Raw genomic sequence first — 14,479 nt, 5'->3', positions numbered from 1 at the left:
GGACTTAGCACCCAAGGGGAATACTAAATCCTTTCACATATCTTGTAAAATTATTTCACATGGTTTGCAAGGTCTTCTTGAGCCTTCTTATTAGACTCTTCTTTTTCTTTCAACCAGTTTTCTTGAGCTTTTTGGTACTCTTCTGTTGTTACCGCCTTGTCTTGTACATCTAGGTATTTATACAAGAGGGCTTCGCTCATACCCTTGTTACCAGAGTATGCAAACGGAAGTGTAAATGGTACCATCTTAGACAACATTGGACGACCAGTTTGAGAAGTTGTTGGGATGAGCAAGGCACTGTCTGTCAACCAAGCTTGGGCAGCAGCATATTTTTCATAACGTTTTGAAACGTCAGTAGTTTCTTCCCCAGCTTCCACAACCATTTTTTCGTAGTCTTCCAAACCAACTTGCTTGGCAGCAGCGTTGTTTGTTCCTGAGTCAAATCCTAGGTAAGTCTTTGTATTTTCCCCTACAGATGGTTTGATAATATCAAGGTAGGTAGAAGGGTCTGCAAAGTCTGGAGACCAACCCACGTTATCTGAGATATCCCAGTCTTCTCCAGCCGCAGTTTCAGCAAAGTAAGTGATGTTCAAGACATCGTCTTTTTGAAGTTGTTGGATATCGACAACCACATTATCAGATCCTAAGTTTTCTTCAACTGACTGTTTAAAAGATTGGACACGTTGAACTTTTGTTGTATTGGTTTGGTCTACAGGCATATCCAAGTGGATTGGGAATTTCACACCTTCCGCTTGAAGAGCTGTCTTAGCTTTAGCAAACTCTGCTTTGGCCTTATCTGGGTTGTAGAGTCCATCTTGAGCATCATCCAAGTTCACGTTGCTCCACTCGTCACCATAAGTCACCAATTTTTCTTTGACCATTTCGCCAAAGTTCTTTCCATCTGCCTGTACAAATGTAGGAGGAACAAACAAGTTACGAAGCAGTTTAGTTGCCCCGCTTGCACCATTTACTTGAGAAGCATAGGCCGTTCTATCGAAACCAAAAGCAAGAGCTTGACGGAAGTCCTTGTTTAGAAGAGCTTTCTTGGTTGATGTTTTTTCTTCATCGGTTGTCTTAGAAGTGTACTTATAAGACTGGCGATCGATATTCGTACCTACTAAATAAGTAGTAGAGTCTTGTTGTGTATAAACGATATTGTCTTTAAATGCCTTTTCAGTCTCTGTGTAGCTAGCGCTTGTTGGGAAGAGACGAGCCATTGTAAAGCTGCCGTCTTTGAAAGCTTCAGTTGGTTTGTTGGTATCTTGTCCATCCCAGAATGATAATTTAACCTTATCGATATGGACATTGTCCTTATCCCAGTAGTTAGGATTTTTCGCAAATTCGACAGAAGATTTAGCAACAATTGATTTGAGTAAGAATGGACCATTGTAGAGAATGCTGCTTGAGTCAGTTCCCTTAGCGAAGTCATCCCCTTTAGAGTTCAAGAACTCTTCATTTACTGGAGCCAAAACTCCCATCGTTGTCTTAGAATTCCAGAAGCTTTCTGGCTTGTTCAATGTGTACTGAACTGTATAATCATCAAGGGCCTTGATTCCTACTTGAGAGAAGTCTGTAATTTCTCCTTTAACGTAGGCGTCCAATCCTTTGATTGATTCTTGAACTAAATAAAGACCATCAGATTTTTTATCAGCAGCATATTTAAGTCCTGTTACAAAGTCTTGAGCTTTGACTTCTGCGTATTCCTCACCCTCAGAGGTATACCATTTTGCATCCTTACGAAGCGTATATGTGTAAGTCAAGCCATCCTTAGATACAGACCAATCCTCAGCCATAGATGGCACAAAGTTACCATAGCGGTCATTTTCGAGCAAGCCATCGATAACATTGCTCGTAATATTTGCTGTAGCCGCTTTATTAGTTGTCAAATAGTTTAGGTTATCAGGATCCGTTTCATAGATGTATGAGAATGTCTTCTCACCTTTAGCACTTGAACTTGATCCAGAGCACGCAGCCAGAGTACCAGCTGCCAATAATGTCACACCCGCAAGGGCAAGTAATTTTGAACTTTTCATCATTTTCTCCTTTAAAATTTACATCCCATTATAGACCCTTTTCAGAAAGTTGTCAACAGAATTTTCAGAATTTTTGAATGATTTTAGCATTTTCTGAAAAATATTTTTCAATAAATTCTAAAGCATAGAAACAGATTATTTATCCTTATCAAGAATAAAATAATCGTACACATACTATTTTATTAGTCGCGCTTAAATATATCCCGACTATAAACTTTATCTGATACATCCTCTAGCAAGGCATCAAAACGATTGGCTACAATAACGTTACTATCTTTTTTAAATTTATCTAGATTATTTACCACTTTATTACCAAAGAATGTTTCCCCGTCATTCAAAGTTGGCTCGTAGATGATAACCGTAACTCCCTTAGCTTTCAAGCGTTTCATAACACCTTGAATAGATGAGTGACGGAAGTTATCCGAATTACTTTTCATTGTTAAACGATAAATACCTATAACAATTTCTTGTATATTCTTAAATGCATCTAAACTATCAGTTTCAGATACTCCAGCTTTTTCTAAAATCCGTTGAGCAATGAAATCCTTACGCGTTCGATTGCTTTCAACAGTTGCCGTCATCATATTTTGTGGTACATCAAAGTAATTTGCTAATAACTGCTTACTATCTTTAGGTAAACAATACCCACCGTAGCCAAAGGACGGATTGTTATAATGATTTCCGATGCGTGGATCTAGGCCAATACCATCAATAATGGCTTTTGTATCCAAACCTTTCACCTCTGCATAAGTATCCAATTCATTAAAGTAAGAAACACGCAACGCAAGGTAGGTATTGGCAAATAATTTAACTGCCTCAGCTTCCGTTACTCCCATGAAAAGTGTATCTATATCCTCTTTAATAGCTCCCTCTTTTAGTAGGGAAGCAAACATACTAGCTTTTTCTTTTAAATAAGCATCTTCTAAGTCAGTTCCAACAATGATGCGACTTGGATACAGGTTATCGTATAATGCTTTAGATTCGCGTAAAAATTCTGGACTAAATAGGATATTTTTATACTGATATTTCTTTCGAACAGACTCTGTGAATCCGACAGGGATTGTAGATTTAATAATTATTACCGCTTTCGGATTAATTTCTTTTACTTGTTGAATGACCGCCTCTACTGCTGATGTATCAAAAAAGTTCTTTTTCGAATCATAATTTGTCGGTGCTGCAATAACAACAAATTCTGCATCTTCATAAGCATGCTTAGCATCCAAAGTTGCTTCCAAGTTTAAATCTTTTTCCACTAAGTATTTTTCAATATAATCATCCTGAATTGGAGACTTTTTTTGATTGATTAATTCAACTTTTTCAGCAACAATATCAACTGCTTTTATTTCGTGATGTTGTGCCAACAACACAGCAATTGACAATCCTACATAACCTGTTCCTGCTACCGCTATTTTCATAATTCCACCTCTGATATTTTAAATTAATAAAATAAAGTTACTTTTCCCAACTTACTCCTTTTCTAAGTGTTTTAGCAGGTATTCCTCCAATCAAGCAATTTTTTTCTACGAAATAACCTGTAACTAAACTAGAATAAGCTACTACAGAACCATCTGCAATCTTACTTCCTTTCAATAAGTGTGCTTCAGCGCAAATCCATACATGGTTACCAATTACAATTTCTTCTGTCATTTTTATTTTTTTCTTACCATCGTAACTCAGTGTATGACCAGCTGAGTCAAAAAGAATAACATTCCAACCTAAAAGTACGTTATTACCAACAACAAGCCTATCAGTACACGATATAAAACAATTTCTATTCGCATAAAAATTATTGCCCAAAATGATGGTTCCTCCTGTAACACTAATTGTGCAACCTTTTGTAATCACTGACCTCCCTTTAAAAATAACTTTTCCTTGTTTCAAATCTATGAGCGATCGATTAGAGGATATTATCTCCGTACCTGAGAAACCAATTCGAACTAAACCAAATTTTACTACTGTTTCTATACTAACTACATTCTTTTTTAAATTTAACAACTTGACATTATATGCTACAAATATTGGAAGGTGAATAGCCTGATTAATTGGTAAACACCTAAAATTAAAAAAGATTGTTTTAGGTAGCGAGATCAGATAAGTTAATAAATGTCGAACCTGCATCTATTCCCCCTTATATAAACTTATAAACTTTTCACTTTGTTTTTCGATAGAATAAATATCAATATTCTCAAGAATGCATTGGTAATAGACATTGTAGTTTTCCATTTCTACAAATTTCTTTAAAATACTATATAATGTATTTCCCGATTCATCTGTAAAAACTTCTCCTCCTCCTACTGTTTGCACAATTTCAGGTAATCCACCTCTATCTGAAGTGATGACAGGAAGGCCATTTGCATTTCCTTCAATTACCACTCTACCAAACGGTTCATCCCAAGCAGATGGGACGACCAATACATCCGAATTTTGATAAGTTTTATAGAGAGTTTCTGTATCTTGAAAACCTAAATATTGTATTCTAGGATCACTCTCAATTTCTTTTTGAAGTTTTTCTAAATCTTTTCCTTTTCCTACAATTTTCAAAGAAATTTCCGGACTAGTTAGTTTTTTAAAAGCCATTACTAAGTTAAAAACGCCCTTTATTTCAAGTATAGAACCTACAAAAAGAAAATTCGTTTTTTCTGGATTTCTTTTTGTCTTTTGCTTTTGTTTGATAATATTTTCCAATTTACTCTTTGAAAATGGAACAGCATTTTCAATGACCATACATTTTTGAGAAGATGGGTTAATAAATCCTTTATTGATAAAATTATTCAAAGTAAATACTGATGGTGCTGTTACTATGTCTAAGTGTCTTAAACTTTTCTTAACAAAAGGTCTATATATTCTATTTAGAAGTTTAATAAGAGCAATATCTTTCTCACCCCATGGATATTCTAGCCAATAGTCTCGCAATGTCCAAATGGTCCTGATATTTCTCTTTTTAGCTTCTTTAACTATTGATAAAGACATTCCTGAAATTGTATTAAAGTGAACAATATCTGGTTGTACTTCCTCAATGATATTGATAAATTTTCTTTTTGCAAATACATTATAGGTTTCAAATATTTTATAGAAAAAATGTTTAGCTGGATTCTTCTTGGCACTGAAAATATAGTGAAGACTAAAAAGCGGAGTTCTTCTTCTAAAAACCTTAACCCCATTAATAACTTCCTCAATATCAGAATCAATGGCATCATCAGAGTATGCAAATACCTCATGTCCTTCTTTTACAAGTTGTTCAGCTAGGAATTTGGTGCTCTTTTGTGCTCCTCCTTCTTCATTATAGAACATATTCACAAATAAAATTTTCATAAATTTTCACCTACTAAACATCATTATTAACTGCTTGTATTGACCTGTTACAAATATTCCTATAGACCAAATTAGTCCCAATACCAGTCCTTGCAACACAAGATTGATAACTACACCCTGTTCAAATCTAAAGCCAATCATATTGAATATAATATATGGGATAACTGTTACAAGGTGAACTAAAATTATTTTCAAATATTTAATTGTATCACTTTTAAAGACTACATGTGATAAAAAATAGAGATTCAGTGATAGCCCTATTATAAATGAAATAATTAACATAACAGCAATTGTCACTATACTTTTCGATAATAGCCCTATCACAATAGCCATAATATTGAGTCCTGACGCTAATAATCCTACCTTAAATAACAGATCAACACGATTCGAAGCTTGATAAAAAATTCCTATTGGGCTATTAGCCATTTGAATCCAGATACTAGCAGATAATATTTGAAATACTGGAACGCTCTGAAACCAATTATTTCCAAACATAAATGTTATCACATCACTTGCATTGAAAAACAAATACACTGAGATTGGCATTCCCATTAAAAGTAGAATATTAAAAATTTTTGCAAAAACTTCTTCCATTTTTTGTCTATCATTTTGAAAATTCGACATTATCGGATGAATTACAGGTGAAATCACCTGCAATAAAATTTGATTAGGATACAAAGATAACTGGTAGGCCTTATCATAATAACCCAACGCAGAAGGATTAATGAATCTACCAATCAAGAGATTGTCTAAATTTCTTGCAAAGTAGTTTAGAAAATTAAACATAAATTGAAACTTAGAAAAATTTAGAATTTTAACTAACGAAGCTTTCTCTATTTTTCTCTTGAAACTCAACTCAACACTTGAAAAAAACATCAGAAATAATATAGTAGCCTTCATAATATTAGAAAAAATCAGGGAATATACCCCGAAATCATGTACGGCCAACGCGACACCAATAATTCCGCTAAAAATATTGGCAAGCAGATTCAATAAGTTCATCTGTTTAAAGTTCATATCTCTTGTTAAAATTGACTGGGGAACAATTGTCACAGTATAAAATAGTACACACATACCTAATAATAAGTATAGTTTAATATAGACCTCATTCCCATAGACTATACTAATTGGATAGCCTATCAATACAAAAACAAGCGAAAGAATTAAACCCGAGTAAATTGTTAAAGTAAAAATATTATTTAAATCATTCTGAGTTAATGTCTTATTTTGTACAATTGCAGGTCCTATTCCCGAATCTGCCAACATCTGAAAGAATACTAAAAACACATTGACAACCGCTACAACACCATACTCTTCAGGTGTTAATATTCTACTTAATACTGCCGTTACACATAATTGAATTATGACATTAGAATACTTACCTAAAGCAGTATATAGGATACCTACCTTAAACTTATTACTTATATCCATTAATCAACCTCTGAAAAATCAATATGATAAAAATCTACCATATTCTTGATACATTTATCATTATTATTACCATATACAGCATTCAGATACACCAAACTCTCCTCAGGATTGTCATCTATAGTTAATGGTGTCCCTTTATATCGTGTCGCTTTTACTGTTTTAATTCCATTTTTGACTGCCAAAAAATTCAACCATACATCATCAGCTAGAAAACTGAGGTCCTTGATATTCTTTTTATTAAAAAGATCCTCATTGCGAGTACATGGAGGAAATAATGTCCCACCTCCGCTAGTAAAAAAATTAAAATACGATGGTATAGTAGCTCCTGATATTTCATATTCCCATTGATTATATGGATATAAACTTCCATCAGAAAACAACTTAATTCGATGACATCGCATTGCTGAAACACACTGTGGATAAATTCTATAGGATGCAATCAGTTTCTTTATAGTATTTCGAGGATAAATGATATCGTCATCAACTAGAACAACTATACTGTTCGGATTATCTTTCATAGCATAAAAATATTTTTTATGTGAACGAAGATTCTCATCCACATAGACAATTTCCAAACCATTTTTGATTTCAAGTTCTAGAATACTCTCCAAATTAATGCCTTCAAATTCATCTTTATAAACATACATAATAAAACGGTTAGGGATAATTGTCTGATTGAAAATACTTTTAATCATACTTGGTAAATAATTAAGACGACTTGGAATTGTTGTAAACGAAACAATTAGTTCATTTTCTAAATTAGCCTTTTCACCCAAGATGTCAACCGTTTTTTTACTAAAAACTTGTAGATAAATTTTTTTATATAATCTAAATAGTCGATAATAGATGGCATTAAGTAACTTGCTCATGCAACTTCTCCTCTCCACGTGGCCAATATACACAAAGAACAATAATTAACAGCAAAATACTCATAGATGAAGTCTCCATTGTAATATAAATCATAAATGAGGCTAACATAGCCAACAGTGTTTTTGATTTTATTCTATATTTTCCAAGAAACAGATTCATAAGAAGCACTATAAATAAAACACCGGGAAATATACCAGTTCGAGCAAGTATATCTAGCAAGGTATTATGTGCTGAATTAACGATAATCCCATTTGTCCAAGCATTAAAATTAACGTTGAGCCCTCGTCCAAACCAAAAATTCTCTTCAAAAATACGAATCGCTAATTGCCAAATATTGATACGTCCTGAAAAAGTTGCATTTTTGGAAAAAATCGCTGTAAAAGTTGATAAAATTGTACTTTGTGAAAAGATTATAGAAAGAGAAAAACAAACATATGCAGCCATACTGACTAAAGAATACAGTTTTCCTATATTTTCCTTTAATCCCAACAGACGTATGAAAATAAAGAAAATATAGCATATAATTGCTGTACTGGACTGTGTTAAAAATGATAAAATTCCGAACAATCCTAAAAAAATAATTTCCTTTAGTGATATAAACTCATTCATTTTTTTATTTAATAAGTAAAAACTACCTAATCCAACAATGATATACGGGGTAGCTATGTTCTTCCTTCCTAAAAAGTAAAGTCTATTATCTCCTGTAGGGTGCAAAGAATCGAAACCGACCGGAAAAAGCAATTGAGTTATTACTTGAACACACAAAAACAAGATAAAGGTTAAAAAGAGGCTTTTTATTGTTGTTTTACAATCCAACAATAAAAAGTGTTTCAAAAATGAATATAGTCCTAAAAGGAAAAACTGACCTCCAACGTAGTTAAGATACAACGTTTGGCTTTGAAAAGCTGCAAATGCTTGAAAAAATAAAAATAGAACAACTAGAATATCAATCAGTGTTACTTTATGCTGTAAAAGAACTTTGGGAATATAATAAAAAGTCACAAATAGCTTAACTAAAGTAGAAAGCAAAGCAAATAAAGTCGCCATTGATACGACTGTGAAAAAGCTGGGTAGAAAATATGCCAGTAACACACAGATTATATATATTTCTCTTTTTGTCATCAATCTAATTTATTCTTTCCTCATTTATAATTGAATTATTTTTATACTTCCAGAATAATATCAACAATCCGTTTACAAGTCATTCCATCTCCATAAGGGTTGCTAGCTTTGCTCATCTTGTTATATTCTGTCTCATCTTCAAGAAGAAGTTTGAAGTTACTATAGATATTCTCTTCTTCTGTTCCTACCAACTTCAATGTGCCAGCAGCGACCCCCTCAGGACGCTCTGTTGTATCACGCATCACCAAGACAGGTTTTCCTAAAGAAGGTGCTTCTTCCTGTACACCTCCAGAATCTGTCAAAATCATATAGCTTTGATTCATAAAATTATGGAAATCAATAACCTCTAACGGTTCAATGATTTTCATTCGTTCATTATCGCCAAAAACTTTACTTGCTAATTCTCGAACCTTAGGATTTTTATGGATGGGATATACAACTTTTACATCTTCGAATTCGTCTAAAATTCGATTAACAGCATTAAACATGTTTTCCATCGGTTTCCCAAGATTTTCTCGTCGATGAGCCGTTAGCATGATTAACTTACTACCCTTTGCCCATTCTAAAATTGCGTGATGGTAGTTATCTTGAACAGTCGTCTTCAAAGCATCAATGACTGTATTTCCCGTCACAAAGATATTTTTTCTGTCCTCTCTTAGTAGATTTTCCTTCGCAACTTCAGTCGGCGCAAAATGATAGTCGGCAATGATAGAAGTTGTCTGGCGATTGAATTCCTCTGGAAATGGACTTTGGAGATTATAGGTTCTGAGACCTGCTTCGACGTGTCCCACTTTGATTCCCATATAAAATGCTGCTAAAGCTGTCGCAAATGTTGTTGTCGTATCTCCATGAACAAGAACAATATCTGGTTTTTCTTGCTCTAGAACCGCCTGAATCTTATCCAAGATACTAGTCGTAATGGTAAATAGGGTTTGATTTGCTTTCATGATACCCAAATCATAATCTGGGACAACCTTGAACACCTCCAAAACCTGCTCTAACATTTCCTTATGTTGACCAGTTACACACACAAGTGTCTTGATTGAATCATTTTGTTTCAGTTCATTTACTAAAGGACACATTTTAATAGCTTCTGGACGTGTCCCAAAAACCAACATGACTTTTTTCATTTTGATTCTCCCATTAATTTTCTATAAAGTCTCCGATAATTATCCAAAAACAAGGAATAATTAAATTTTGTCTCATAGTCTTTTTTTGCTTGATAAGCGAGTTTTTCTCTAAGTTTTTTGTCAGTCGCAAGCTTTTCAATCGCTCTCGCTAAGGCAACATCATCCTTAACAGGAACAAGAATCCCATTTTTGTTATTGACTACTTCATTTATTCCTGGGATATCTGATGCAACCATCGTTTTCCCATTCATAAATGCTTCAATTACATTTAGAGCCAACCCCTCATATAAAGATGATGACACTAAGTAATCAAAACTATTGATACATTCAACAACATCTTTTCGATAACCTAAAAATATCACTGATTTTTGAAGATTTAATTGTTTCACCTTGTTTTCAAGCTCATCTCGAAGCTCTCCATCTCCGACAATGAACAACGTAATATCCCTGTGTTTCACTAAAGACATCGCATCAATTAGGTAAGTCAATCCTTTTTGCTCTGACAACCTAGCAATACACCCCAATTTGATTCCGTTATAGTTTACAATTTTATCAACTTGCTTATCAGTTTTTTCAAAAACAACCCCATTATAGATTACTGTACTATCACTGATTCCTACATCATGTTTCAAATTATCATTAACCGCTTTACCCACAGCTACACAATACGCATTTTTTAAAGCAAATTTGTATAATGGTAATTTATTTTTGAATACATTATGTGCGGTGTAAACATGTATCAACTTAGGATTAATAATTTTCAACAAGCGAATATAAAAGGCAGCCATCCGATGATGGGTGTGAACAATGGTAATATCATTATTTTTGATAATTCTATACAAACTTGAAAGGGTCTTTACCATAGTTAGGGGATTCTTACTGTCGACATCTAAAATTTTATGATGTTGAACTCCTTTTGATAAAAGTTTGCTCTCCCATAGTCCACCTGTTGAAGCGACATGGACACTATCAAATTCATCTTTCAAATCAGAACTCAATTGATATACAATACGTTCTGCACCACCAATATCCATTGTACGAGAAATATGTAGAATATTATTTTTTTGATTTTCGCTTTTCATCTAAAACTCGCTTAATAAAAGTAACATTCCCTACAAAATAACGCTTAAAAAGGCGTTTGGGTTCATTAACCACACGGAACAACCATTCCAGATTCAATTTTTGCATCCATAATGGAGCTCGTTTAATGTGTCCTGATAATACATCAAAACTGCCACCAACACCCATAAAAACAGTATTAATCCCATTATCCATGAATGATTGGATGATATATTCCTTTTTAGGAGAAGTAATCCCTACAAATACAAAATCTGGTTTTCTCTCTTTAATATCTTCCTGAATCTTTTTTTCATCTTCAGGTGAAAAATATCCGTTTCTATAACCAACAACATTAAGATTAGGATATCTTTGTTTAAAAACTTTTAGCATATCTTGCAAAATTTCTTCTTTGGCTCCAAAAAAGTAAACTGAGTAACCTTTTTTGTTTGATAACTCTAGCAAATTTTGCATCAAATCTATACCAGCTACTCGTTCAGGGACAGGCGCTCCTAAAAACTTACTCGCTAAAACCACTGAAGCACCGTCGGCATTAATTATTCCTGATTCATTAACGATTTTTTTGATCTTCTCATCTTCATAGCACTGATTAATTTTATCTGCGTTAACTCCCATCAGGTGCAAAGGGTGGTTCTTTAAAACATACTGTTCAACAGCATCCACTGTTTCTTTCATCGTTAATGGATCTATAGTAATTCCTAATATTTGCATTCTCTCATTCATATGAACTACTTCGCCCCTTCTCTCATAAATACCACTTTGACGGTCTTTAACAATATTTCGATATCTTTCCAGATGGTCCAATCATCAATATAAGCTACGTCCAACTTGACAACATCATCAAAGTCCGTGATTTTACTACGACCACTCACCTGCCATAGACCAGTAATTCCAGGCTTAAAACTAAGACGACGTTTCTGTTCAGGAGTATATTTTTCATACTCATCAACTGTTGGGGGACGTGTCCCAACCAAACTCATATCTCCCATTAAAACATTCCAAAACTGAGGGAGTTCATCTAGACTAGTCTTACGAATAAATCTCCCTATCTTTGTTATACGAGGATCATCATCGACTTTAAACATACCACCTTGCATGGTATTTTGTGCAAGGAGCTCTTGTTTCTTTTTCTCAGCATCCACACACATAGATCTAAATTTATAAAAAGTGAAATGTCGACCATTTTTTCCGATACGAGTTTGAGAAAAAATAGCGGGTCCGCCATCTTTTCGAATCACCGGAACCAAAACAATACTCACCAATCCACAAATAAGTAGTCCGATAATCGAACCTATGATATCAATGAAACGTTTAGCAATGACGTGGCTTGTCTTATAAAATTTTGTAGAAAACGTAATGACATTCAAGCCTGCCATTCCGCGAATCTTTTTATCGCTACCTAGATAGTTATTGAAAGCATTCAGGTTAACTGTCACGTCAATTCCCATTGTTTCAAAAAGAGAGATGAACTCCCCAATGTCATACTCTTCACTTGGTAAATTGATAAAAACTTCATCAACAACTTCATGGGTAGCAAAGTCTAAGATGTTCTCTGCAGGTACAACGGTTACGGATGCATGCTGAAAATTAGGCTGATCCAAAACACTGACCGCCACCAATTCCCAAAAAATATCTCCCGACTCTATCAGTCTATCTACAACTTTCTCAACTCTAGAAGTAGCTGTTATCAAAAATATCTTTTTACTCCCCTTGAAATTTGGAAACATACGTCTCCTATAGCGTTTAATGCACAGATTCAACAAATACAACAAAATAGAATGTATTGTCAAAAAATAAATCATGCCTCGTCTAGAGATACTAAAACGATCTTCTAAAAAGAAGTTTGAAATACTGATGGCTAAAGCAAAGAAAACGATATATTTTATAGTGCTGAGAAACTCAGCCAAATAACCCCTTTTAAAAAAATCACGCTCATAATCACTGATGTTAAAAACAACAAAATGCAGAATGAACAAGATGATAACAGAGGTGTTCACAATCTCTGTTTCTCTTACAAAACTAAGTAAATAAGCTAATATAATGACAAGAAAACTCTGGATTGCCGCCAAAGTAATCTTCAATCCCTTTTCTTCCATAATACCTTCCCTAAGCTATCTCTTATTTTTTCCCGTAAGAGCCATAAGCTCCATATGCCCCATATTTTTCAACCGAGGTATTCAATTTATTTAATACAATCCCTAAGAATGGTTTATTTGTTTGTTCCAATTGTTCTTTGGCTTTTTGGATATCGCGTCGATTAGTTTCACCAGCTGCAGTCACCAAAATCGAAGCATCACATTTCTGAGTGATGATAGCCGCATCAATAACAACTCCAATCGGAGCAGTATCTACGACGATATAGTCAAAGTACTTACGCAAGGTGTCAATCATGGTGGCAAAATTCTCACTTTGCAATAAAGCTGTTGGATTTGGAGAAACGGAACCAGCTTGAATGACAAACAAATTTTCCACATTCGTATCACATAACCCTTGTGATAAATCTGTTGTTCCAGATAAGAATTCTGTTAATCCCGTAATCTTTTCACGCGACTTAAAAACACCTGACATGACAGAATTACGAATATCAGCGTCAATTAAAAGCGTCTTATATCCAGCACGCGCAAAAGCCCAAGCAATATTGGTAGAAGTAGTTGACTTCCCTTCCCCTGGTTTTACCGATGTGATTGAAATAACTTTTAAGTTATTTCCGCTCAATTGTATATTGGTACGAAGCGCATTGTAATATTCCTCTGCTTTTCTTGCCAAATCTAATTTTTTTTGTGCAATTTCTAACGTTGGCATTTTTCTCTCCTATTTTAATTTATCCAAATTTGGAACAACTCCTAATAATGCAATTTGCATAACATCCTCAACGTCTTCTGGTCGTTTAACGCGTGTGTCTAGGAGTTCAATAAGGAGAACCGCGACAATCATCACAACCGCTCCAGCGAGAAATCCAATCATGGTATTACGACGAATGTTTGGTGAAGATGGTGAGGTTGCTGGGCGAGCCTCTTCGAGTGTCGTCACATCTGAAACCCGTGTAACACTTATAATCTTTTGAGCTGCAACCTCTCTCAATGAGTTGGCGATGCGACTTGCTTCTTCAGGCGCACGATCTGTAACAGAGATCGATACGATACGTGTATCAGCCGGTACGGTCACCTTGATTTTACTAGCCAAACCTTTTGAAGGAAGATCCAGTTTCAAATCCGTTGCGACCTTCTCCAAAACGTCTTGCGAAAGAATAATTTCGCGATAGTCTTTAACCAAGTAAGATCCTGCTTGCAAATCTTGGTTTGTCAATCCAGGCTTATCTCCCTGATTACGATTAACTACATAGATACGTGTCGTACTGGTATATTCAGGTTTTACGATAAAGCTACTGTAGGCAAAGGCTACTACCCCAGTTACGATTGCTACCAGTGCAATTAGAAATTTCCGTTTCCAAAGAATTTTAAGCAATTGAAATACATCAATTTCCATCATATTTTGTTCTTTCAT

General features: G+C 34.5%; 13 protein-coding genes. All 13 read right to left on the bottom strand.

From position 1 onward, the window contains the following. Positions 1-50: 50 nt before the first annotated feature. Positions 51-2,033 carry a peptide ABC transporter substrate-binding protein gene (locus M1F56_RS01520; protein WP_247916639.1) on the bottom strand — a complete coding sequence of 661 codons (1,983 nt, stop codon included), beginning with the start codon at positions 2,031-2,033 and terminating at the stop codon, positions 51-53. Positions 2,034-2,215: 182 nt separating this feature from the next. After that, positions 2,216-3,448: a nucleotide sugar dehydrogenase gene (locus tag M1F56_RS01515; RefSeq protein WP_247916638.1), complete on the bottom strand. Its 1,233-nt coding sequence runs from the start codon at positions 3,446-3,448 to the stop codon at positions 2,216-2,218. 37 nt (positions 3,449-3,485) lie between these two features. Then, positions 3,486-4,151 carry an acyltransferase gene (locus tag M1F56_RS01510; protein WP_247916637.1) on the bottom strand — a complete coding sequence of 222 codons (666 nt, stop codon included), beginning with the start codon at positions 4,149-4,151 and terminating at the stop codon, positions 3,486-3,488. Next, positions 4,152-5,345, bottom strand: coding sequence for a glycosyltransferase family 4 protein (locus M1F56_RS01505; protein ID WP_247916636.1), 1,194 nt, complete (start codon positions 5,343-5,345; stop codon positions 4,152-4,154). Positions 5,346-5,351: 6 nt separating this feature from the next. Beyond that, on the bottom strand, positions 5,352-6,776 hold the full coding sequence (locus M1F56_RS01500; RefSeq protein ID WP_247916635.1) for a lipopolysaccharide biosynthesis protein: 1,425 nt from the start codon (positions 6,774-6,776) through the stop codon (positions 5,352-5,354). Further along, positions 6,776-7,645 (bottom strand): glycosyl transferase, encoded by an 870-nt coding sequence (locus tag M1F56_RS01495; RefSeq protein ID WP_247916634.1) that lies wholly within the window; start codon positions 7,643-7,645, stop codon positions 6,776-6,778. Before M1F56_RS01495 ends, M1F56_RS01500 begins: the two co-directional genes overlap by 1 nt. After that, a complete protein-coding gene (locus M1F56_RS01490) occupies positions 7,629-8,768 on the bottom strand; it encodes an O-antigen ligase family protein (RefSeq protein ID WP_247916633.1) in 1,140 nt (379 codons plus the stop codon). Before M1F56_RS01490 ends, M1F56_RS01495 begins: the two co-directional genes overlap by 17 nt. A gap of 41 nt (positions 8,769-8,809) precedes the next feature. Next, positions 8,810-9,898, bottom strand: a complete 1,089-nt coding sequence (gene wecB, locus M1F56_RS01485; protein WP_247916632.1) for a non-hydrolyzing UDP-N-acetylglucosamine 2-epimerase — start codon at positions 9,896-9,898, stop codon at positions 8,810-8,812. After that, a complete protein-coding gene (locus M1F56_RS01480; protein ID WP_247916631.1) occupies positions 9,895-10,980 on the bottom strand; it encodes a glycosyltransferase in 1,086 nt (361 codons plus the stop codon). The genes wecB and M1F56_RS01480 overlap by 4 nt, the downstream gene beginning before the upstream one ends. Then, entirely contained in the window at positions 10,955-11,698 is a 744-nt protein-coding gene (locus tag M1F56_RS01475) for a WecB/TagA/CpsF family glycosyltransferase (RefSeq protein ID WP_247916630.1), read from the bottom strand. Before M1F56_RS01475 ends, M1F56_RS01480 begins: the two co-directional genes overlap by 26 nt. A gap of 5 nt (positions 11,699-11,703) precedes the next feature. After that, positions 11,704-13,071, bottom strand: a complete 1,368-nt coding sequence (locus tag M1F56_RS01470) for a sugar transferase (protein ID WP_247916629.1) — start codon at positions 13,069-13,071, stop codon at positions 11,704-11,706. 22 nt (positions 13,072-13,093) lie between these two features. Next, complete coding sequence (locus tag M1F56_RS01465; protein WP_247916628.1) at positions 13,094-13,777, bottom strand: tyrosine-protein kinase; 684 nt, start codon at positions 13,775-13,777, stop codon at positions 13,094-13,096. 9 nt (positions 13,778-13,786) lie between these two features. Beyond that, positions 13,787-14,479: a capsular polysaccharide biosynthesis protein gene (gene cpsC / locus M1F56_RS01460; RefSeq protein WP_247916627.1), complete on the bottom strand. Its 693-nt coding sequence runs from the start codon at positions 14,477-14,479 to the stop codon at positions 13,787-13,789.

The organism is Streptococcus oralis, from assembly GCF_023109005.1.
In the GTDB taxonomy this organism is placed as follows: Bacteria; Bacillota; Bacilli; order Lactobacillales; family Streptococcaceae; genus Streptococcus; species Streptococcus oralis_BU.
Note: the sequence above shows the minus strand (reverse complement) of the source record. Positions and strands in the feature narration are given on the sequence as shown.